Source organism: Thiomonas arsenitoxydans, assembly GCF_000253115.1.
Taxonomy (GTDB): domain Bacteria; phylum Pseudomonadota; class Gammaproteobacteria; order Burkholderiales; family Burkholderiaceae_C; genus Thiomonas; species Thiomonas arsenitoxydans.
The window spans coordinates 675,280-695,718 of record NC_014145.1 but is presented as its reverse complement, the minus strand read 5'-3'; the positions used below and the strand labels follow the sequence as shown (position 1 = coordinate 695,718).

20 protein-coding genes and 2 pseudogenes are annotated in these 20,439 nt (G+C 61.9%); 10 read left to right on the top strand and 12 right to left on the bottom strand.

Going from position 1 to position 20,439, the window contains the following annotated elements; all coding sequences use genetic code 11:
- Nucleotides 1-157 precede the first annotated feature (157 nt).
- Nucleotides 158-583: pseudogene (locus tag THI_RS03205) on the top strand (IS1634 family transposase); the annotation flags it as partial.
- Nucleotides 584-740: 157 nt separating this feature from the next.
- Nucleotides 741-1,081 (top strand): annotated as a pseudogene (locus tag THI_RS03200) (tyrosine-type recombinase/integrase); the annotation flags it as partial.
- 107 nt (nucleotides 1,082-1,188) lie between these two features.
- On the opposite strand, the gene THI_RS03195 reads toward THI_RS03200, so the two are convergent.
- The 5 genes from THI_RS03195 to THI_RS03175 all read right to left on the bottom strand — a co-directional run bounded on the left by THI_RS03195 (nucleotide 1,189) and on the right by THI_RS03175 (nucleotide 4,589).
- Complete coding sequence (locus THI_RS03195) at nucleotides 1,189-1,503, bottom strand: type II toxin-antitoxin system RelE/ParE family toxin (protein WP_013104788.1); 315 nt, start codon at nucleotides 1,501-1,503, stop codon at nucleotides 1,189-1,191.
- Nucleotides 1,500-1,772, bottom strand: coding sequence for a YlcI/YnfO family protein (locus tag THI_RS03190; protein WP_013104787.1), 273 nt, complete (start codon nucleotides 1,770-1,772; stop codon nucleotides 1,500-1,502). Before THI_RS03190 ends, THI_RS03195 begins: the two co-directional genes overlap by 4 nt.
- 238 nt (nucleotides 1,773-2,010) lie before the next feature.
- Complete coding sequence (locus tag THI_RS03185; protein ID WP_013104785.1) at nucleotides 2,011-3,732, bottom strand: multicopper oxidase family protein; 1,722 nt, start codon at nucleotides 3,730-3,732, stop codon at nucleotides 2,011-2,013.
- Complete coding sequence (locus tag THI_RS03180) at nucleotides 3,729-3,962, bottom strand: SHOCT domain-containing protein (protein ID WP_013104784.1); 234 nt, start codon at nucleotides 3,960-3,962, stop codon at nucleotides 3,729-3,731. Before THI_RS03180 ends, THI_RS03185 begins: the two co-directional genes overlap by 4 nt.
- Before the next feature lie 105 nt (nucleotides 3,963-4,067).
- Nucleotides 4,068-4,589 carry a Spy/CpxP family protein refolding chaperone gene (locus tag THI_RS03175; RefSeq protein WP_013104783.1) on the bottom strand — a complete coding sequence of 174 codons (522 nt, stop codon included), beginning with the start codon at nucleotides 4,587-4,589 and terminating at the stop codon, nucleotides 4,068-4,070.
- A gap of 219 nt (nucleotides 4,590-4,808) precedes the next feature.
- Here THI_RS03175 and THI_RS03170 point away from each other — a divergent pair, with 219 nt between their 5' ends.
- The gene (locus THI_RS03170; RefSeq protein WP_013104782.1) at nucleotides 4,809-5,531 is read left to right on the top strand and encodes a response regulator; all 723 of its coding nucleotides are present in this window, start codon (nucleotides 4,809-4,811) and stop codon (nucleotides 5,529-5,531) included.
- Nucleotides 5,528-6,967, top strand: a complete 1,440-nt coding sequence (locus THI_RS03165; RefSeq protein ID WP_013104781.1) for an ATP-binding protein — start codon at nucleotides 5,528-5,530, stop codon at nucleotides 6,965-6,967. Before THI_RS03170 ends, THI_RS03165 begins: the two co-directional genes overlap by 4 nt.
- Before the next feature lie 412 nt (nucleotides 6,968-7,379).
- Here THI_RS03165 and THI_RS03160 read toward each other — a convergent pair whose 3' ends face one another.
- Nucleotides 7,380-8,066, bottom strand: a complete 687-nt coding sequence (locus THI_RS03160; protein ID WP_041608887.1) for a hypothetical protein — start codon at nucleotides 8,064-8,066, stop codon at nucleotides 7,380-7,382.
- 64 nt (nucleotides 8,067-8,130) lie between these two features.
- On the opposite strand from THI_RS03160, the gene istA reads away from it, so the two are divergent.
- From istA to THI_RS03140, 4 genes are all read left to right on the top strand, one after another.
- Complete coding sequence (istA, locus tag THI_RS03155) at nucleotides 8,131-9,654, top strand: IS21-like element ISThsp5 family transposase (protein ID WP_013104779.1); 1,524 nt, start codon at nucleotides 8,131-8,133, stop codon at nucleotides 9,652-9,654.
- A complete protein-coding gene (gene istB / locus THI_RS03150; RefSeq protein WP_013104778.1) occupies nucleotides 9,644-10,459 on the top strand; it encodes an IS21-like element ISThsp5 family helper ATPase IstB in 816 nt (271 codons plus the stop codon). Before istA ends, istB begins: the two co-directional genes overlap by 11 nt.
- A gap of 250 nt (nucleotides 10,460-10,709) precedes the next feature.
- Nucleotides 10,710-11,021, top strand: coding sequence for a hypothetical protein (locus tag THI_RS03145; protein WP_157096599.1), 312 nt, complete (start codon nucleotides 10,710-10,712; stop codon nucleotides 11,019-11,021).
- A gap of 171 nt (nucleotides 11,022-11,192) precedes the next feature.
- The gene (locus THI_RS03140; RefSeq protein WP_231836346.1) at nucleotides 11,193-11,558 is read left to right on the top strand and encodes an excalibur calcium-binding domain-containing protein; all 366 of its coding nucleotides are present in this window, start codon (nucleotides 11,193-11,195) and stop codon (nucleotides 11,556-11,558) included.
- A 27-nt stretch (nucleotides 11,559-11,585) separates the two neighbouring features.
- Here THI_RS03140 and THI_RS03135 read toward each other — a convergent pair whose 3' ends face one another.
- The 4 genes from THI_RS03135 to THI_RS03120 all read right to left on the bottom strand — a co-directional run bounded on the left by THI_RS03135 (nucleotide 11,586) and on the right by THI_RS03120 (nucleotide 15,636).
- Nucleotides 11,586-12,986: an MFS transporter gene (locus THI_RS03135; protein ID WP_231836344.1), complete on the bottom strand. Its 1,401-nt coding sequence runs from the start codon at nucleotides 12,984-12,986 to the stop codon at nucleotides 11,586-11,588.
- Between the two features lie 102 nt (nucleotides 12,987-13,088).
- Nucleotides 13,089-14,072: a serine/threonine protein kinase gene (locus THI_RS03130; protein WP_041609129.1), complete on the bottom strand. Its 984-nt coding sequence runs from the start codon at nucleotides 14,070-14,072 to the stop codon at nucleotides 13,089-13,091.
- Nucleotides 14,073-14,086: 14 nt separating this feature from the next.
- A complete protein-coding gene (locus THI_RS03125) occupies nucleotides 14,087-14,629 on the bottom strand; it encodes a YaeQ family protein (protein ID WP_013104774.1) in 543 nt (180 codons plus the stop codon).
- Between the two features lie 98 nt (nucleotides 14,630-14,727).
- Nucleotides 14,728-15,636, bottom strand: coding sequence for a LysR family transcriptional regulator (locus tag THI_RS03120; RefSeq protein WP_013104773.1), 909 nt, complete (start codon nucleotides 15,634-15,636; stop codon nucleotides 14,728-14,730).
- Nucleotides 15,637-15,877: 241 nt separating this feature from the next.
- Here THI_RS03120 and THI_RS03115 point away from each other — a divergent pair, with 241 nt between their 5' ends.
- Together THI_RS03115 and THI_RS03110 are read left to right on the top strand one after the other, a co-directional pair.
- Nucleotides 15,878-16,873 carry an aldo/keto reductase gene (locus tag THI_RS03115; protein WP_013104772.1) on the top strand — a complete coding sequence of 332 codons (996 nt, stop codon included), beginning with the start codon at nucleotides 15,878-15,880 and terminating at the stop codon, nucleotides 16,871-16,873.
- Between the two features lie 42 nt (nucleotides 16,874-16,915).
- Nucleotides 16,916-17,899 carry an aldo/keto reductase gene (locus tag THI_RS03110; RefSeq protein ID WP_013104771.1) on the top strand — a complete coding sequence of 328 codons (984 nt, stop codon included), beginning with the start codon at nucleotides 16,916-16,918 and terminating at the stop codon, nucleotides 17,897-17,899.
- Nucleotides 17,900-17,926: 27 nt separating this feature from the next.
- Here the strand turns inward: THI_RS03110 and THI_RS03105 are convergent, their stop codons facing one another.
- Together THI_RS03105 and THI_RS03100 are read right to left on the bottom strand one after the other, a co-directional pair.
- Complete coding sequence (locus THI_RS03105) at nucleotides 17,927-19,378, bottom strand: MDR family MFS transporter (RefSeq protein WP_013104770.1); 1,452 nt, start codon at nucleotides 19,376-19,378, stop codon at nucleotides 17,927-17,929.
- Nucleotides 19,379-19,562: 184 nt separating this feature from the next.
- On the bottom strand, nucleotides 19,563-20,225 hold the full coding sequence (locus tag THI_RS03100; RefSeq protein ID WP_013104769.1) for a hypothetical protein: 663 nt from the start codon (nucleotides 20,223-20,225) through the stop codon (nucleotides 19,563-19,565).
- Nucleotides 20,226-20,439: the final 214 nt, after the last annotated feature.

Sequence of the window (20,439 nt, the reverse complement as noted above, 5' to 3'; positions counted from 1 at the left end):
GACAGTTCGAAGCCGTTGCGCAGCCACAAACAATCGCCGGGGTCCTATGAATCAATCACTTGCAAGCGCTCGGAAGGGCGTTTTCAGATTTCTTTGTAGTGCCAATGTGCTTTGGTGAAGTAGTTCATCTGCGCGTGCGCAGCGCTATAGTTGGTGCATGTTCCTCAAGATCTCCTCCTCGGGCGGTCACCGCTACGTTCGGCTGGTGGAGTCGTTCCGCAACGCGGATGGCCAACCCCGGCAACGCACGAACGCAACCCTCGGGCGTCTGGACGAACAGGGCGGACCGCTCGATGCCCTGCTGCGGGCCAAGGGTCGGCCTTCGGGCGACAGTGATCCGTCTCAGGTGCGCTTCGAGTCAGCGCTGGCGTTGGGCGATGTTTGGGCCCTGGACGCCTTGTGGCACGAACTCGGATTCCATGGCCTGGGCGCCATCTTCCGGCGCGCCCGGTTCACCACTGCGGTCGAGCACGCGATCCGCGTGATGGTCTTCAACCGACTGTGCGACCCAGAGTCCAAGCTGGGCGTGCTGCGCTGGCTGCAGACCGTCAGCATGCCCGGCATCGACGTGGACAAGCTCTCAAGTCACTCACGCCAAGTAGTTGATTAAAAATGGATTTTTCTGAGCGACTTTCGGGCGATTTGCGGCCATGGCCCGATTACCACGCTAACCCTTTGTTCCGTCAAGGCCGGGGTCGGCGTTTTCAGCCAATTTTTGCCTCAAACTGTCGAACTCCGGTGTGCAGTTCGAGATCACCGCTGCTACGCGCGAAGCCGTCGGCACTTGGATCAAGATGGCCGAGCTGCGAGGCAACGACTACATCTTCCCGAGTCGAATGCATGCATCTCCACACCTTGGAACTCGGCAATACGCCCGTATCGTTCACGGCTGGGTCGAGGAAATTGGCCTTGACGGTCACGCCTATGGCACGCACTCGATGAGGCGGCTCATCTATCGCAAGACGAAGAATCTGCGCGCTGTCCAACTCCTGCTCGGGCACACCAAGCTGAAGAGCACAGTCCGCTACCTGGGTATCGAGGTCAAGATGCTCTCGACATCGCGGAGCAGACCGAAATCTGATACTTTCTTCGGGCCGACTTCGCCGTCGGATGGAGTCGGCCATGACCGGCCGTTTGCCAGGGATAGTTTCCGAGCGTCAAGCGCGGAATGGGCAGGCCACTGACGAATCAGTGATAGTCCTCTTCGCGCTGATGACGCACCGCCAGTACCGCGACGGCTGAAGGACTGACGATCTCGTACAGCGCGACGTATCCGGTGCCTCCAAATGGGATGATCAGCTCCCGCTGGGCGGGACTCTGGGCTGCCTTGCGAAAACTGTAGGGCGTGAGTGCAAGTTGCCGCTGCATCACAGCCCTGATCGCATCGATCGCCGCTTGTGCGCGGTCGAGATCTTCGGTGGTTTCTGCCCGCTCGAGGAGATAATCGAAGAGACGTTCCAGGTCCGATTCGGCGGTCGGCGTCAGCAGAACGTCAAAGCTCATCGACCGAGTTTCGTCCGCTTCACATCGAGCTTGTCCTGCAGCCGCTCAAGCACTACCTCGACCGGCGCCGCGATGCCAGAGCGGTGGTACTCCACCGACGCAGCCTGAGCGCGCTCGTGGAAAGCGGTTTGAACACGCCTGAACGCGATAGCACTCCGCACGGTTGCTTCAACGAAGTCGGTTAGCGTTTCGCCTTTTCTGAGCACGGACTCGAGTTCGGCTCTGAGCTCAGGCTCCACACGGACCTGGGGGATGACGGCGGATTTCATATGCGCAATGTATTGCGTTTGCGTTGCGGGCGCAAGACGCCAAATTTCAGCACCTGCCGTGCAGCCGACTCGCCTGCGGTCAAGAGGACGAAGGACAGCTTTCGGGCTGCAGATATTGTCCCGGCGGCCGGCTGCCGCGGGTCGGGAGCACCCGTTCGCGGGTACCGGAAAGCGACGCTCAGACCCCAGGTGTTGCCGATGACCGTGCAATCAGGCTGACCTGTATCTGTCCCCCATGTCATGCCACTGTGAACTGTCCCATCATGCCATTGTCCTCATGCTCCAGGATGTGGCAGTGGTACATGAAGGGATGGTCTTTGCCAGCGGGCTGATCGAATCGGGCAATCAGGCGGACCGTTTGGTTGCGCCGCACGAGAACGACGTCTTTCCAGCCTCGCTCATACTCCGGCGGAGCCACGCCATCGCGCGAGAGAATCTGAAACGACGTGCCATGGACATGGAAGGTATGCGCCATATGGCCCTCGTTCCTCACTTGCCAGACCTCGGTGCTGCCTAGGCGCACGCGCTGATTGATCACCGCCATCTCCATGAACTGGTGGTTGATAGAAAATAGTTTTTCCATGCCCACGCCCATGCTCATGCCGCCAGGGCCGGTGTTTGCGCCCATGCCCTGATCCCCCGACATGCCCCCCATTGCGCCCATTGCCCCGCCTCTCATGGCGCCCTGCATCCCTTGCATTCCCTGCAAGCTGAAAAGTCGCTGGGGCGCGTCGATGCGTAGCGACGGGATGGCCACCATATGATCAGGAAGCCGCCCCGATTTTCCGGCAGGGGCGCCAACCCGAAGCTGCAGCAGATCGAACCCCTGGCGATCAAATCGATCAGCGTCCATGGGCATGCTGCTCAGCCCTGGAACAACGGAGCCCGAGTCACTGCGCAACACCAGAGTGCTTCCTTGGAGTGTGCGCAAATCGACCAGAATCTCCGCACGCTCCGCTGCTGCGAGAAGCAAACTGCGCCTCTCCACAGGATGAGCCAGAAGTCCGGCATCGCTGGCAACCACATAAAAACTCTGGCCGCTGGCGAAAGCAAAGTTATAGAGGCGCGCATTCGATCCGTTGACCAGACGCAGCCGCACCCATTGCGCAGGAACGTTGGCATAGGGCTGCTCACAACCGTTCACCAAAAACCGGTCGCCCTTCATGCCCATGCGGTCCATCATGCTGTTCATATAGCGCAGCGTGCCATCAGCCCCGAAGCGCCGATCTTGCACGATCACGGGAAAGTCATCCACGCCCCAGGTATGCGGCAACCCGAGGGCGCGGTCCACGCCATCATCGACCAGCAGCAGCCCTGCCATACCGGCGTAGACGTGAGGGCCTGTCAGCCCATCTGGGTGGGGGTGATACCAAAGCGTGGCACCCGGTTGATCCAGGGTGTAGGCGTAATCCATGGAGTGCCCCGGCGCGATGAGGCTTTGCGGGCCCCCATCCATCGTGCCGGGCACATGGGCGCCGTGCCAATGGGTTGTTGTCGGCTGGTTCAACGCGTTGCGAACCTGGATCCGCACCCGTTTGCCGCGCGGGATGCGCAGCGTCGGGCCCAGATAAGCCCCGTTATAGCCCCAGGTAGGGGTCTGCACACCCGCGAGCAAGGTGCTGGTTCCGGGTGCAATCCGCAATTCATACGCCAGGCTGCCATCCGCCTGAGGCTGTCCGCCGAGTTGCCCAGGGATGGGCATGGGGCGGGTGAACACGCCGGACGGCACTGTCGCGCCGCGCGCGGCGTTTGCACCCATGCCGCCCTGACCCATGCCCGGCATCGACCCCATCATCATGCCGCCCATGCCCTGTGCATGCGCGCGGCCCGCCAACCAGAGAGAGCTGCCCGCCATGGCACCAACAATGATCTGGCGTCGGCTGAGTTTGCCGTCCTTCCAATCGGGCGGCTTGTGGTGATCCGCCGAACCCGGCATGCGGTTCGATTTCGTCGACGTCATGACTTGATCTCCTGTTTCATGCGCTGATAGTCCTCGCGACTGATTTCACCGTTCGCATAGCGCCGGTCAAGCGCCTCACGCGCCGACTCTTGCCTGGAATGCCGGTCCCCGCAATGCGACACGCCGTGTCCTCCTCTGAAAATCATCCAGAGAATCAGACCCAACACCAGGACTGGAATGATCCACATCCCGAACCAAGGGCCTGCGCCCCAACCCCAATACCCCATCATGATGCGTACTCCTTTGTGTTTGGCGCCGACTGCATGCCGCAGTGCATTGCACGCGCAATCGGCGAGTTGTATCCGTGCGATCGCGCGCGCTCGTCCGGCTCCGGTTTACTGCGCGCCCGCAGGCGCTCCGCGACGGGTTCCGCGCATCGCGCCAAAATGCTGGTTCAGTATGGCTTGCTGCCCCGGGCTCAGTTCGGCATAGAGCGTTTTCATCGCAGCGGTCATGGTCTCCATGCCTGCCACGCGCGCTTGCATCAACTGGGTGCGTTGCTCCATGCGTTCCGGAGCATTGCCCTTTGCCTCAAACAGGCTGGTCCGCATGGACTGCATCGCATCGGCCTGTTTCTTGGCTTGTGCCGTAAAGGCGTCCCAAGCAGGCTCTTGCTGCGGCGTGATCTGCAATTGCGCCTTCATCGCGCCAAGCCGATTTTCCATCCTGGCAGCAGGATCACCGCGCCCCATCATGCCCGCAGCCATGCCGCGGCCGCCCATCATGCCCAAGCCCGGCCCGGTCCCCTGCATGCAGCCATATTGCTGCGGTTGGGCAGGGGATTGTGCGTAGGCTGTGCCGATTGCGGCGAGTGAGAGGACGGCGGCAAGACCCAGTGTTCTCTGGTTGCATTTCATGATTGATCTCCGATCAAAATGCGTAGACGGTTGGCGGGACGTTCCCGCAGCGACATCTGATGGACCGCCATCGCAATGGAAGCCATTTCAACGCTGACGTGTAAGCAGGCCGTGTCAAAAAGCGGCTGTTTTGTATCGCATGATCTGCGAACCTGTGGCTGACATGCTGCGTTACATTGTTTTTGACGAGGCGCGCCGCAGACCGCTGAAAATCACGGCATGGACACACCTGACCACATCCTGATCGTTGACGACGATGGCGAGATCCGTAATCTGCTGAGCGCCTATTTGCAAAAGAACGGGCTGCGCGTCACCGCGGTGGGCGACGGCAAGGCCATGGAGCGCGCCCTCGTCGCCGCGCGCATCGACTTGATCGTGCTCGATCTGATGCTTCCGGGCGACGACGGTCTGACGCTCTGTCGCCAGCTCCGCGCCAAATCCGACATCCCTGTGTTGATGCTCACCGCCCGCAGCGACGAGACCGATCGTGTCGTCGGTCTGGAGATGGGCGCCGACGACTATCTGACCAAGCCCTTCAGCGCGCGCGAGTTGCTCGCCCGCATCAAGGTCATCTTGCGACGCGCTCGCAGCCTGCCCGTCAATTTGCAGCCCGAAGATTTGCGCGAGGCCCATTTTGCAGGCTGGACGCTCAACACCCTGCATCGCCATCTGATTTCTCCCGCAGGCGTGGTCGTGACGCTGAGTGGCGCGGAATACCGCTTGTTGCGCATTTTTCTGAGCCATCCCAACCGGGTTCTCAACCGCGACCAGTTGGTGGATCTCACGCAAGGCCGGGAGGCCGACCCGCTCGATCGCAGCATCGATGTCCAGGTCAGTCGCTTGCGTCAACGTCTTGGAGACGATCCGCGCGACCCGGTACTGATCAAGACGGTGCGCGGCATGGGCTATGTGTTGTCAGTGCCCGTTGAAGGAAAGCCGTGAAACGGTTGCTGCCGGCGTCGCTGTTCGGCCGCATGATGCTCGTCCTCTCGAGCGGCTTGATTTTGGCGCAACTCCTGAGCGCCTCAATTAACTTCGCCGAGCGCGACCGAGCGGTGCTGCGCAACAGCGGCATGCAGTCTGCGCAACGCATTGCTGACGTGGTCAAACTTCTGGATTCGATGCCGCATCAGGAGCGGCTCCGTATCGCAAAAATCTTGAGCGTGCCGCCCCAGGTCGTGGACTTGGAGCCCTCACCCATCAAGACAACGGCTGCCGCAATGCGCAGCGCACAAACCATGATGTTTTCACAGGCGCTTCATTCCGCACTCGGGGATGAAAGACCGCTGATCGTCTCGGCCAGTGCAAACCCTTCTGAGGCCAATGGATTCCCCGACATGCACCGGCGACCCCTACCTGGCATGGCCTCGATGGCGGCCTATATGTCGGGTATGACACAGGCATCCCGGTCTTCCATGCAAGCCTTCATGGCGGAAAAACTCGGCTTCCTGATCCAGGTGCAACTGCACGATGGAAGCTGGGTGGCCTTTACAACCCAGCTTCACCAAGGCGCCCAGGCGCCCCCCTGGCATTTGCTGCTGACCTTGCTCGTACTCTTGGCGTCAGTGTTGTTCCTCTCCTTTGTTGCCGTGCGGTGGATGACGCGGCCGCTGGCGGTCCTGGCCTCGGCCGCTGAATCACTTGGTGAAGACATCCATCGTCCTCCACTGCCGGAAGCTGGACCTGCCGAGGTACGGCGCGCTGCACACGCGTTCAACACCATGCAGGCTCAACTGATTCGATTTATTACGGATCGGACGCGCATTTTTTCGGCCATGTCGCACGATCTGAAAACGCCGATCACCCGCATGCGTTTGCGCGCAGAACTGCTGGATGATGACGATGTGCGCGCGCGGTTCGAGAAGGATCTGCTGGAGATGGAGCAGATGGTGAAGTACACGCTGGATTTCATGCGCGGTCTCGACCAGCCACAACATATTCAGCCCATCGACATCATGTCCTTGCTTGAAAGTCTGCAGGCCGACGCAGAAGAGATGGGGCGTGAAGTGCAGATTCAAGGGCGTACCAACAAGCCCTTCGTTGGGGATCCAGCACGAATAAAGCGCTGCTTAGCGAATCTGCTCGACAATGCCGTTTTATATGGCGAACGGGCCCTCATCGTCGTCGACGATAGCGCTACCTCCCTGACACTGCGCATTCAGGATCAGGGCCCCGGCATTCCGGAGGAAGAACTGGAAAAGGTGTTTGAGCCGTTCTATCGGCTTGAAGCGTCGCGCAGCCGTCAAACCGGCGGCACCGGCCTTGGCCTCGGTATCGCACGCGACATCGCGCGTGCGGCGGGGGGACGGTTGACGTTGCAGAATCGCCGCGATGGCGGAATGGAGGCGATCTTGGAACTTCCACATAGTCCGGCATAAGTCGTCGGCCCTGCAAAATTCAAAATCCGTTTTCCCCTCGTTTTTTGGCGCCGATCAAAATCCGGATACTCCGGGGTGTTGGGCAGTCCCTTGAATTAAATCGCCAATTCGCTGACGCACAAAGCCGCCGTTCACGAGGCCGATGCTGCCAATGACCGCTGATTACAGGATTGCAGCCCCTCACTGGGAGTTCTGCCCAATGCCTGCTATGGCCGAGGAGCGGACACAACGCCAACATTTCCACTTCGCCCGTTGCCGCCTATGCGGTTGGTCGACGACAGCGCGAGCGTGCGAAGCGAGCGCGATCGTGCATTTTCAGCCTAGGGTTGGGGCTGTAGGCGTCGGACACATCGATGCGCCTTCAATGCACCCGATGAAACCGCTTCGGCGATTGGGTTGCGAGCGGAGGAAATCAGCCGCCTTGATTCAAGCGATCGGCTTGCCTCTCGATCGCCTGCTGCTTTTGGTCCTCGGCGTTCCAGGCACTCTCCGTGTTGGCGAAGTCTTGCCGCAGCGCACTTACCGTCGCCTGGAAATTTGCATATGCCGTCGAAAAATCCCCGCAAATCGGCGTCAACGCCTGACCAGTGCGACCGCAGTATTGCTGCGCACGTGCGATGTCCTTCTGTGCTTCTGGGTAAGTGATCTTCCCTCCGGCATATCCGAACGACGATTCCAGGGTTTGCAACCCGATTTGCGCTTGGCGGAACGCAACGGACATTTGCGATATTCCGACGTCGATCTGTGCCCGCGCAACGCTGTTGGGCGGTTCTCTTGCCTCATCATCCAAAGCGGCCTGCATCTTTGCCGTCAGCCGGGCATAGGCCGCGGACAATTTGGACATGCGCTGAAGATGCGCGGCCGCATCCCGCACGTAGTGCCGCATCCAGGCGGTGACGTCTTGGATGGCATTTTGCGTCTTGGCCATGACGTCTTTCGCCGCCTTGGCCGCGGCAGCCTCGCTGGCCCGCGCGGTCAATTGCTGCACGTGCCGCGAATAGACCGCCAGGCTGGATCGCCGCAAAATCAGATCAAAGCTGTTCCCTCCTGTTGATGCCGACTGAAAACTGACCCACTTTTCGAGGTTGTGCCGATCCAAAACTGACCCAGGTGTTTTACTAGCCCTGCCTACTTTTTAGGCAGGAGCAACAAAGGTGATCACCATGGAAATGTTTGGAAAAGTCAGGCGGATGTACACCCGCGACAAGAAGTCGCTGCGTGAGATAGCCAAGGGCACTGGGCTATCGCGAAACACGATCCGCAAATGGGTGCGAGATGCCAAAGAGGGGGACGAGCCCGAGTACCGGCGCAAGACAGTGCCTGGCAAACTCACAGCGTTTCACGCGGCCTTGGAGATGGCACTCAAGGCCGATGCATTGCGCACAAAGCAATACCGACGCACCGCCCGTGCCTTGTTTGCGGAAATCAAAACCCAGGGCTACACGGGTGGCTACAGCGCTGTCACCGATTTCATTCGAGATTGGCGTGGCGCGCCAGGCAAAGCCCCGCACGCCTTCGTGCCGCTCACGTTCGCGCTGGGCGAGGCGTTCCAGTTTGACTGGAGCACCGAGGGTCTGATGGTGGGTGGCATTTACTACAACAAGGTGCAACTCTCGCACATGAAGCTGTGCGCCAGTCGGGGTTTCTGGTTGGTGGCCTACCCCAGCCAGGGCCATGAAATGCTGTTTGATGCCCACACCCGCTCGTTTGCGGCGCTGGGTGGTATCCCCGGACGGGGCATCTACGACAACATGAAAACGGCCGTGGACAAAGTCCAAAAGGGTAAGCAGCGCACTGTCAACGCACGCTTTACCGCCATGTGTGCGCACTACCTGTTTGATGCGGACTTCTGCAACGTCGCCAGTGGCTGGGAGAAAGGCGTGGTTGAGAAAAACGTGCAAGACAGCCGCAGGCGCATCTGGCTCGATGCACAAAAGCGTAAGTGGAGTTCTTTCGACGAGCTCAACGCCTGGCTGGGCCAGCGCTGCCGCGATTGTTGGAGCGAACTGCGTCACCCTGAGTTCACACACTTCAGCGTACTGGAAATGCTGGAACAAGAACGCCTGGAGATGATGCCGATGCCCACAGCGTTTGACGGGTACGTGGAGAAATCTGCCAAAGTGTCCAGTACCTGCTTGGTCAGTGTGGACCGTAACCGCTATTCGGTGCCCTGCGAGTGGGCTGGCCACAGAGTCAGCACCCGGCTCTATCCCACCCGGGTCTGCGTCGTCGCTGGTGATGCAGTGGTGGCCAGCCACGACCGAGCCTCAGACCGGGGCCACACCTGCTACGACTGGCAGCACTACATCGAGCTGGTGCAACGTAAACCAGGAGCGCTGAGAAACGGCGCCCCGTTTGCTGACATGCCTGAACCCCTGCAGCGACTGCGCCAGGGACTGATGAAACGCGCCGGTGGTGACCGAGTTATGGCACAGGTATTGGCCGCCGTACCCACAGCCGGATTGGAGGCCGTGCTGGTGGCGGTTGACTTGGTTGTGGAATCGGGCGCGCTCAGCGTCGAGCATATTCTCAATGTGTTGGCCAGACTCAATGCCAAGCCCGTGCCTGATTGTGTTGAAACCGCTTTGGCGCTCAAAGAGCCACCGCTGGCCAATACCAGACGCTATGACAGCTTGCGTGAAGCGCTTGAAACCAGCCCAGCCAAGGAGGTCAATCATGCGCTGTGATGTCACCACCGAACTCAAAGAACTGCGCCTGTATGGCATGGTCAGTGCCTGGACAGACTTGACGGCCCAAGGTGAGACCAGCACGGCCTCATCGAAGTGGTTGATTGAACACTTGCTGCAAGCCGAACACACCGACCGGGCCATGCGCTCGGTGAGCCATCAACTCAAGGCCGCCCGGTTTCCACTGCATCGTGATCTGGCCCGGTTTGACTTCGCTGCAAGCGCGGTCGATGAAAACCTGGTCAAAACACTGGCGACGATGGACTTTACCGACACCGCACAGAACGTGGTGTTCATTGGCGGGCCTGGCACCGGCAAGACGCATCTGGCCACCGCGGTGGCGGTCTCGGGCATCACATCCAAGGGTATGCGGGTGCGGTTTTACTCGACGGTCGACTTGGTCAACCAGTTGGAGCAGGAGAAAGCCCAGGGCAAGGCCGGTCGGATTGCTGCATCGTTACTGCGTGTGGATCTGGTGATTCTGGATGAACTGGGGTACTTGCCGTTTAGCCAGGCCGGTGGCGCTTTGCTGTTTCACCTGCTCTCCAAGTTGTACGAGCACACCAGTGTGGCGATCACCACCAACCTGAGTTTCTCGGAATGGTCCAGCGTGTTTGTCGATGCCAAGATGACCACCGCGTTGCTGGACCGGCTCACGCATCATTGCCATATCGTGGAGACAGGCAACGAGTCGTATCGGTTTGCACACAGCTCGATGGCTGCCAAGTCGCGTATCCAGGAGCGTGAGCTGTCGCGTAAAGGCAGCAAGGCGGTTAAGGCCACAGTGCTCCCAGAGCCATTCTGAGAGGCCGAACAAGGGGGAAATACGCTACGGACTTCGTCCTGCGCTCCTTTCCCCCTTGCGCAATGAATCAATTCAGGGCAGCCAAGTCAGGATGACCAAAACCAGCAATTGACTAAACTTATCCACAGTTGCCAATTCAAAAGGCAGCTACCCGCCCTGGGTCAATATTGGATCGGCAGGGTGGGTCAATATTCAATCGGCGCGGACAGGCCTGGTAGTAACAATCATGCCGCCGGGGTATCCGCCTATCGTGCTGCTGGATGTGGAGCGCACCGGGGATGTCGCACTGTCCCTGATTGCTTTGCGCTTCCGCCGTCTCGCGACTTTTGACGTCGTCGAGGCTTCGGTCCAACGATCTCTGGATGGCTTGGTCGATGCCAGCGGTCACTGGGATCATGAGATTGAGCAAGAATTGTCCAACGTGTGCTTTTGCGAGCGAATGCCCAAGATGCTGACCCCGAGAAACAAGGCTGATGCAGAAGGACAAACCGCTTTATGGGCGATGAAACTGCTATACAGGCTTGGGCTGGAAGGCGCGCCTGTTTCTTCCGGCGCAGGATAGGACTTTATTTTGTGCGTTTGGCGCATGCACGGCGCCAGTTGATCAAGTCAGGATAGGACTTTTCGATTTGGAGCGAAAGATGTAGTCTATTTATATCAACAACTTGCCAACTTTTTAAGATAGAACTTTATTTGATGCAAACAATTCCTGGGCGCCGCTTTGTTTTTTGCTTTGTTCACCTCTGCCGTTGAGGCGGCGCCGATGAACAAATGCGTGGTGAATGGCACAGTCACTTTTCAGCAAACGCCCTGCCCATCTGGTCAAGTGCGAAACCCGCCGTCAATCGAAGAACTGAACGCCGCTGAAAAAATGAAGCGCGCAGCGCAAGCCGCAAAGCAAACCACGCAACCACACGCCACATCGCCGTCGGGCTCCCCGGCTGCAACCGTTTCCGGTTTCACCTGCGATGGACGCATCCATTGCTCGCAGATGCGCTCTTGCGCCGAAGCCAAGTACTTTCTCGCCCACTGCCCTGGCGTGAAGATGGACGGCAACAGGGACGGCACTCCCTGCGAGCAGCAGTGGTGCAGCCGCTAACCCGAGCGCTTGTGCTGACCCGGCGTCTCACGACTTTGCTGTCCCGCCCTGCGCTACACGCATCACGCTGAACAAGGCGCCCAGCGCTGCCATGCCGGTGGCGACGAGCAGGCCAACCTGAGGGGCGTGGGCTACAGCCACCAGATGAAACACCAGCGAGCTGGCCACGGCGCCCGCGGTCTGGCCTGAGAGCCGCGCGGTGGCTTGCATGCCGCCGGCCGCCGCGCTGCGTGCGCGGGGGGCGGCGAGCAGCATGTTGCGGTTGTTCGGCACCTGGAAGAAACCGAAGCCCAGGCCGCACAACACGGTACTGGCGACGAGGGGCAGCAGACGCTGTTCCTGCGTCATCCAGGCGGCCAGCAGCAGGCCCACGGCCAGGCAGACGGCGCCGAAGGTACACAGGGCGGCGGTGGATACGCGGTCGGCCAGTCGTCCGGCGAGTGGGGCGGCCACGGCGACCGTCAGGGGCCAGGGGGTCAATGCGAGGCCGGTGACCAGCGCGCTTTCGCCGAGGCGGTTTTGAAAGTCGAAGACCAGGGCGACGATGCCCGCGATCTGCGCCGCGAAGCAGCAGATCGAGGCGAACACCGACAGCCGGAAAGCTGACACGCGCAGAAGATCGAGCGGAATGAGCGGCGCTTCAACCCGCCATTCGCGCGCGATCAGCGCCGCAAAAGCCGCGACAGCCACCGCCATCAGCACAGCGCCTTGCGCGGGCGAGGCCGCGAGCCGGTCGACGCCCAAGACGAGCGTGGCAAAACCCAGGGCGTTCAGGGCCATGCTGGGCAGATCGAGCGGGCGCTGGCCCGGTGCGCTCTGCGGCAGCCTCCGCAGCGCCAGCAAGGTGATCAAGCCAACCGGCAGGTTGACGGCAAACAGCCAGCGCCAGTCGGCCAGCGAAAGAATCACCGCGCCGAGGGTCGGCCCGGCCGCTGAGGACAGGGCCACGGTCAGCGCGCTCCAGCCGATGGCGCGGCCCAGCATGCGCTGCGGCACGATGGCGCGCAGCAAAGCGGCGTTGAGCGCCATGATGCCCGCACCGCCCAGACCCTGAATAAACCGCGCGGCCACCAGCCAGCCGAAGCTCGGCGCCATGACACACAGGGCCGAGGCCAGGGTGAACACCGCCACGCCGCCGACGTACAGCGTGCGATGCCCGATCTTGTCGCCGATGGCCGCGCAGGGGAACAGCGCCATGACCAGGGCCATCTGGTAGGCCGTGACCACCCAGATCGCCTGCGACGCGCTGACGTGCAGTTCGGTGGAAATCGTGGGCAGGGCGACGTTGACGATGGTGCCGTCGAGCACGACCAGCACCGTCGCGAGCAGCACGCCGACCAGCGCCCAGAGCTGCCCGGGTTCGAGGGAGTCGCCAGTCTCGGTCTGCGCATGGGGCGCTGCATCGCGGCGAGACGGTATCGGTTTCACAGGAAAAGGCAGGGCATGGGGGGAATGATGGAACGCGAGCATGGATGCAAAGAACAGCATCGATGGACCGCCGATGGTTGCATTGATTTCTCCATGCGGCTTCTAAATCCGCGGCGGTTCCTGCAGCAGCGCGACTTGCTCGCGCAACTCCAGGATGCGATCCTGCCAGCAACGCACGCTGCCGAACCAGGGAAAGGCCGCGGGAAATGCGGGATCGCTCCAGCGGCTGGCGATCCAGGCGCTGTGATGCAGCAGGCGCAGGGTGCGCAGGGCTTCGACAAGGTGTTTCTCGCGATCGTCGAACTCGCGGAACATCTCGTAGCCGCGCAGCAGCGCCGCGAACTGACGTCGCATATCGGCCTCGTCGCCCGAGAGCAGCATCCACAAATCCTGAATCGCGGGGCCGCTGCGGCTGTCATCAAAGTCGACGAAATGCGGGCCCTCGTCGGTCCAGAGCAGATTGCCCGGATGGCAATCGCCATGCAGCCGGATCAGCGCCACGTCCCCGGCCCGCGCATAGGCCTGGCGCACGGCGTCAAGCGCCTGATCGACGACGGCGAGCCAAGCGGCGCGCAGGTCTTCAGGCAGCCAGCCGCCGTCGAGCAACAAGTCTCGCGACGCCACGCCGAAGGTCTGCACATCCAGCGTGGGGCGGGCTTGGTAGACACGCGCGGCGCCAACGGCATGGAGCCTGCCGAGAGAGCGGCCCAACCATTCCAGCGTCTCGTCCTGTTCGATCTCTGGAGTGCGCCCGCCCTGGCGCGCGAACAGGGCCAGCCGATGTCCGGCGACGGCATGCAGGGTGCGGCCGCCCAAGAGCAGGGGTGGCACAACCGGCACCTCGCGCTCGGCCAGTTCCAGGGTGAAGGCGTGCTCTTCCAGAATGGCCGCGTCGCTCCAGCGGCCGGGCCGGTAGAACTTGGCGATGCGCTGGCTGCCGTCTTCCAGACCCACCTGAAATACCCGGTTCTCGTAACTGTTGAGCTGCAGCAGCGTGCCGTCGCAGCGCAGGCCCAGGCTGTCGATGGCGTCGAGCACGCTATCGGGGCTGAGATCGGCATAGGTGAGAGGGGTCGGGGCGTTCACGCTGGCGGCCTCGCTCACGCGACAGTCTGCAGCGTTTCAAGTTCGACAGCGATCGTTGCCGCTGCGCTGCTGAGCGACACCGCGCCATCCTGCACCAGACATTGCAACTGCATCGTGCGCTCGGTGAGGCCACCCAGAGCCTGGCTGACCTCAGGCGGCAGACGCAGCACGGTGAGGTTTTTCAGCCGCGCGAGCTTGCCCGCGTTCTGCTTCCACCACACCGGACAACTGCTGGCATGGCAGACCACGACAACCTGATCCGCGCGCCCGCAGGCTTTGCGCACGCGGCTCTCATCGGGCTGGCCGATGTCGATCCACAGCTTGATCGCGCCGGTGAGGTCTTTCACCCAGATGTCGGGCTCGTCCACGTCGAACAGACCCTTGGTCAGGGCGATGCCCTCCTGCGCATACAGCGCGTAGAGCAGCACCCGCACCATCATGCGCTCCTCGGTCTCGGAGGGGTGGCAGGCCAGGGTCAGGGCATGGTCGGCGTAGTAATGCCGGTCCATGTCGGCCACCTGCAGGTCGGCTTTGTAAATCGTTGCTTTCAGCGCCATAGTTTGAATTCTCAATCCTCAAGAGTGCCCCCAGACCTGCCGCGTTCGCGTCAGCCCCCTGAGGGGGACAAGAAAACTTGGGGCGGCCCTGCGTTTTCTCATGAGGATGACATTGTGCTTGCCGGGTACCGCAGCGCATCGACCACCACAGCCAGCGCGCGTGACGACTGGCGGCGACTGGCGTAGTAGAGGTGATAACCGACGAAGCGGGGACACCAGTCGAGCAGCACGCGCTGCAAATGACCGGTGGCGATGTGCTCCAGCGCGGCGTCCTCGGGCACGTAGGCCAGACCGGCGCCCACCAACGCGGCGCGCAACAAGGGGGAGCTGGTATTGAACACCCATTGGCCCTGCACATGAACGTTGAGCGCATGCCCGTCGCGCTCGAATTCCCAAGCGAGGAGGCCGCCGCGAGGAAGACGCAGGTTGATGCAGTTGTGCGTGGCGAGGTCTTGCGGGGTTTGCGGCGGCGGGTGTCTGGCGAAGTAGGCGGGCGTGGCAACGACGGCCATGCGCAGGTCGGGGCCGATGCGCACGGCGATCATGTCCTGCTCCAGACTTTCGCCCAGGCGCACCCCGGCATCGAAGCGCTGCGACACGATGTCGGTGAAGCCGTAGTCGAGATTGATCTCGACCTGCAGCTCAGGATATTGGGGCAACACCGCCTGCAGCCTGGGCCACAGAATGGTGTCGGCGGCATGCCCGGCCGCCGTGATGCGAATGAGGCCCGACGGTTTGTCGCGCAGCTCACGCAAGGCGGCGAGTTCGCTCCCGATTTCCTCGAACCGTGGCGCAAGCGTCTGCAACAGACGCTCGCCGGCCTCGGTAGGCGCCACGCTGCGCGTGGTGCGGGTGAGCAGGCGCAGGCCAAGCTGATTTTCCAGCGCGCGCATGCGGTGACTCAGCGCCGATTGCGACACGCCCATCTGCGCCGCAGCGCGAGTGAAGCTGCGCTCGCGCGCCACGGCGATGAAAGCTTGCAGATCGTTGAAGTCGGGAGAAGGCATTGATGAATTTCGCTCATAGGCTCATGCCGATTATTCCAGCTTATCAAGACAAGGATCGACGCCTAAAGTCTGCTCATCGCTACACAACGAGGCTCTCATGTCACTGGCCTTACCCCGAAAGACGTATTCCATAGCTGAGTCTGTGAATGCATTCAAAGAGCACGAATATCGCCATCCAGGAGCCGTTGCACGGCCTACCGCAAGCCGGGCAGTGACAGAAATTTCAACCCAGGACAACATCATGAAAACACGCACATTCGGCCGCAGCGGCCTGCAGGTCTCGGCCCTTGGACTGGGCTGCATGAGCATGAGCGCCCTCTACGGCCCGCCGGCGGACAAATCGGACATGATTGCCCTGATCCGCAAGGCGGTCGATCTGGGGGTGACGTTGTTCGACACGGCAGAGTCTTACGGCCCGTTCGTCAATGAAGAATTGGTCGGCGAGGCCTTGGCCCCGGTGCGAGATCGGGTGGTGATTGCGACCAAGTTCGGCTTCGACATCGATCCCGTCACCGCCAAACGCAGCGGTCGGCTCGACAGTCGGCCGGAGCACATCCGCGTGGTGGCCGAGGCGTCGCTCAGGCGCCTGAAGACTGATCGTATCGACCTGTTCTATCAGCACCGGGTCGATCCCGATGTGCCGATCGAGGAGGTTGCAGGCGCTCTGCGCGAGCTGATCGCCGAAGGCAAGGTGCGGCATTACGGCCTGTCCGAGGCAGGGGTGCAGACCATCCGCCGGGCGCATGCGGTGCATCCGGTGACGGCGGTGCAGAGCGAATACTCGATCTGGTACCGCGGGCCGGAAGCCGAGCTGCTGCCCGTGCTCGATGAATTGGGCATCGGCTTCGTGCCCTTTAGCCCGCTCGGCGCGGGCTTTCTGACGGGAAAGATCGACCTCAACACGCAGTTCGATGCCACCGACTTCCGTAACAACGTGCCGCGCTTCGCTCCCGAGGCGCGTGCAGCGAATCTGGCGCTGGTCGAACTGATCAAGGCTTTCGCGGCACGCAAGGCCGCCACGCCGGCCCAGATCGCGCTGGCCTGGCTGCTGGCGCAAAAGCCCTGGATCGTGCCGATTCCCGGAACCACCAAGCCGCATCGTCTCGAGGAGAATCTCGGCGCCGTCGAGATCGACTTGCGCCCCGAAGAGCTCATGGAACTGACGAGTGCTGCAGCCAAGATTCCAGTGCAGGGCGAACGTCTGCCACCCGCCGTTCTGGCCATGAGCGGCCGGTGATCCGGCCCTGCGATGATCTGACATTCAACCAAGGACCACATCATGCAAACACGTACATTGGGCCGCAGCGGCCTGCAGGTCTCGGCCATCGGACTGGGCTGCATGGGCCTGAGCCACGGCTACGGGCCGGCAACCGAGAAGGGCGACGGCATCCGCCTGATCCGCGCCGCCTACGAGCGCGGCGTCACCTTTTTCGACAGCGCTGAAGTCTACGGACCGTTCGTCAACGAAGAGCTTCTGGGCGAAGCGGTGGCGCCGTTCCGCGATCAGGTGGTGATTGCCACCAAGTTCGGCTTCGCCGACGGCGTGGTGAGCCAGGGCCTGGACAGCCGCCCAGCGCACATTCGCGCGGTGGCCGAAGCCTCGCTCAAGCGTCTCAAGACCGACCGCATCGACCTGTTCTATCAGCACCGGGTCGATCCGAACGTGCCGATTGAAGATGTGGCCGGTACCGTGCGCGATCTGATTGCCGAAGGCAAGGTGGGACACTTCGGCCTGTCCGAGGCCGGGGCGCAGACGATCCGCCGCGCCCACGCGGTGCAGCCGGTGGCGGCGCTGCAGAGTGAATACTCGCTGTGGTGGCGCGAGCCCGAGCAAAGCGTGCTGCCGGTGCTGGAGGAATTGGGCATCGGTTTCGTACCCTTCAGCCCGCTGGGCAGGGGGTTTCTGACCGGAGCCATCGACGCCCACACCACCTTCGACAAGAGCGACTTCCGCAACGTCGTGCCGCGCTTCAGCGCGGAGAACCGCCAGGCCAACGCCGGGCTGGTGGAGATGCTGGGCGCACTCGCCGCGGCGAAGGGCGTGAGCCGGGCGCAGATCGCCATCGCCTGGCTGCTGGCGCAGAAGCCCTGGATCGTGCCGATTCCGGGCACCACCAAGCTGCACCGCCTTGAGGAGAACATCGGCGCGGCCGACGTGGTGCTCACACCGACCGATCTCACCGCCATCGAGCAGGCCCTGCAGACCGTTGCCATCGTCGGCGAGCGCTATCCGGCGCATCTGCAGCAGCGGGTGGATCGCTGAAGTTTGCTGCGCCCGGACTCTGCCCAATCAGGAATGATCGGAGCGCGGCGCGGCCAGATGCCCGCTGACGATGGCGCCGTCGTGCGGCTGCAGGCGGGTAAAGACGGGCAAGGCGAGCAGCGGCAACGCGGCCAACAGCAGAAAAGATAGATGAAAGGTCGCCAGCGAGGGCATCAAGTGGTGGGGCGTGAACAGGCCCAGCCACGCAGCGCCCAGTGAAACGCCGAAACTCACGGTGAGTTGCTGCAGCAGCCCGCCCAGACTGGTGGCGCGACTCAGGCGTTGCGCATCGATGTCGGCATAGGCCAGGGTGTTGGAGGTCATGAACTGGGTGGAGCGCACCAGGCCGTAGAACACGATGGCCGCCGCAATCCACGCCGTTTCGGTGTGCGGCCCGATGAGGGCGAAGGTGCACAGGCTGGTGGTGCAGGCCAGGGCACTGATCAGCAACAGGGTGCGAAAACCCAGCCGCCGCAGGGCGGTGCCGACGAACACCCGCACCACCGGCGAGGCCACGGCCGACAGAAAGGTGAGCGCGCCCGACTGCACCGGGCTCATGCCCAGCCCGAGTTGCAGCATGAGCGGCAACAGATAAACCGGGCCGTTCATCGCAATGCGGCACAGCCCGCCCGCCAGGGTGGCAATGCCGAAGGCGCGTTCGCGCAGCAGGCCCAGATCGACCGCCGGATGCTTGCGGCCGCGACTGTGGCGCCAAAACAGGCCCAGCAACACCAACGCACCCAGCAGCAGCGCGGCCAGCCAGGCGACCGGCAGGCGGTCAGCGCCTTCCAGGCTGACCTGCACCAAGCCCACCGCCAGGCCGAACAACACGAAGCCCCACAGATCGAAGGCTGGCGGCGCAGGGGCATCAAGGTCGCGGATGAAGCGCGCGGTCAGCGCCATGCCCAGCAGACCGAAAGGCAGGTTGACATAGAAAATCCAGCGCCACGATAGCGCCGTGGTGAGATAGCCGCCGAGCAGCGGCCCGATCACCGGACCGATGATGGCGGGCAGCGTCGCATAGGTCATGGCGCGAACCAGCTGCGAGCGCGGAAAGCTGCGCAGCAAAATGAGGCGTCCGACCGGCGTCATCATCGCCCCGCCCAAACCCTGCAACACCCGCATGGCCACCAGCATGGGAAAACTGTCGGCCAGACCGCACAGCACCGAGCCGGTGGTGAACAGCCCCAGCGCGACGACGAACACGCGGCGGCCGCCGAAGCGGTCGGCGCACCAGCCGCTCAGCGGAATGAACACGGCCAGGGTCAACACATAGGCGCTCACGGCCAGACTCATCTGCACCGCGCTGACCTGCAGCGACCGCGCCATATCGGGAATGGCGGTGGTGACGATGGTGGCGTCGAGCTGCTCCATCAGGAAGGCGATGGCCACGATGATGGCGACCAGCGGGCGTCCTTGCTGAGCCGAGTCGTCCGTGTTCGGCGACGGCTGTTCAGCGGAAGGGGGGATTTGAGACAACGGGGTGGGCGTCAAAAAAACGAGGGAGGATCAGCGCTGGCGGTGTTGCGTGATTGTCCGCCAGGACACGAATCACCGCTGCGGCAGCCCCACTTGCTTTTGCGCCGCGCCGAAAGGCACAACACCCCGCCGGGGCGGGGTGTTGTGGAGTGCCGTGCAGACGAGGCGTTTACAGCCGCCGGGTTTACTGGCGCTTGAACAGTTCCACCAAGTCGTCGCGCATCGGGGCGGTGGCGGCGACGTTGAGTTTGTAGTCTTTGCCGTCGAAAGTGATCTTGTTGATCATGGCCTCTTTTTTGTTCAGATCCAGCGTGACGGCGCGCAGGGTGGCGGTTTCAAAATATTTGGCGATTTTGGGGTTGCGCGCGGCGATCTCTTGCGGCTGCTTTTGCGCCCAAGTCGTGACGTGGAAAATCACGCTGCCCTTGTAGTTGTGCTCGGCCAGTTGTTCCAGCGCAACTTCAAGCAGCGCCATGTTTTCTTCCTTCTTCCACTCGCCGCCAAAGGCGAGGTAAATGCCGTTAGAGGGCAGGAGGTGGGCGACGGCGGGGGCGATCTCTGCCTTGTCCTTCACCGACTCAAAGGTCAACAAGGAGTCGGCCTTGTTCACCGTCAACGCGCCGCCAATGCCCCCGGCCAGATCGTTGCAGATCACGGAACGGTTCACTAGAAGGCCCAGATGCGGACGCTGCATGGTCTGGGCCAGGGCGTTGCCCACCACCCCGCCGGCCATGATGCGGATGGTCTGGATTTCGCTGAAGGTCAGCGGCTTTTTCGCTTCTTGCGCAAACGCGGCCGACGAAAAGGCCAGGGCGGAGAGGGCGACGGTCAACAGAGTTTTTTTCATGGACTTCCTTTCAAAAAGAAAGTGCGAGTATCAATTAGTTACATGAACCCAAGGTGATTCCATCCACCTCCGCTTTGATGCAGATCAAGCAAATGCTCGACTTTTGCGCAGCAGACCCTTTTCGCCACGCTTGCGGCGAAAACGTAAAGAGTTGTGTGGAAAAAGTACGTTTCCGTCCGATGATCGTTGTTAATTTACAGTGTCTTTCAAGGTC

What these genes read in the sequence shown, in the direction of transcription:
- THI_RS03195 (WP_013104788.1), bottom strand. Translation starts at nt 1,503, where the DNA reads ATGAGCTTTGACGTTCTGCTGACGCCGACCGCCGAATCGGACCTGGAA.
- THI_RS03190 (WP_013104787.1), bottom strand. Translation starts at nt 1,772, where the DNA reads ATGAAATCCGCCGTCATCCCCCAGGTCCGTGTGGAGCCTGAGCTCAGA.
- THI_RS03185 (WP_013104785.1), bottom strand. Translation starts at nt 3,732, where the DNA reads ATGACGTCGACGAAATCGAACCGCATGCCGGGTTCGGCGGATCACCAC.
- THI_RS03180 (WP_013104784.1), bottom strand. Translation starts at nt 3,962, where the DNA reads ATGATGGGGTATTGGGGTTGGGGCGCAGGCCCTTGGTTCGGGATGTGG.
- THI_RS03175 (WP_013104783.1), bottom strand. Translation starts at nt 4,589, where the DNA reads ATGAAATGCAACCAGAGAACACTGGGTCTTGCCGCCGTCCTCTCACTC.
- THI_RS03170 (WP_013104782.1), top strand. Translation starts at nt 4,809, where the DNA reads ATGGACACACCTGACCACATCCTGATCGTTGACGACGATGGCGAGATC.
- istA (WP_013104779.1), top strand. Translation starts at nt 8,131, where the DNA reads ATGGAAATGTTTGGAAAAGTCAGGCGGATGTACACCCGCGACAAGAAG.
- istB (WP_013104778.1), top strand. Translation starts at nt 9,644, where the DNA reads ATGCGCTGTGATGTCACCACCGAACTCAAAGAACTGCGCCTGTATGGC.
- THI_RS03125 (WP_013104774.1), bottom strand. Translation starts at nt 14,629, where the DNA reads ATGGCGCTGAAAGCAACGATTTACAAAGCCGACCTGCAGGTGGCCGAC.
- THI_RS03120 (WP_013104773.1), bottom strand. Translation starts at nt 15,636, where the DNA reads ATGCCTTCTCCCGACTTCAACGATCTGCAAGCTTTCATCGCCGTGGCG.
- THI_RS03115 (WP_013104772.1), top strand. Translation starts at nt 15,878, where the DNA reads ATGAAAACACGCACATTCGGCCGCAGCGGCCTGCAGGTCTCGGCCCTT.
- THI_RS03110 (WP_013104771.1), top strand. Translation starts at nt 16,916, where the DNA reads ATGCAAACACGTACATTGGGCCGCAGCGGCCTGCAGGTCTCGGCCATC.
- THI_RS03100 (WP_013104769.1), bottom strand. Translation starts at nt 20,225, where the DNA reads ATGAAAAAAACTCTGTTGACCGTCGCCCTCTCCGCCCTGGCCTTTTCG.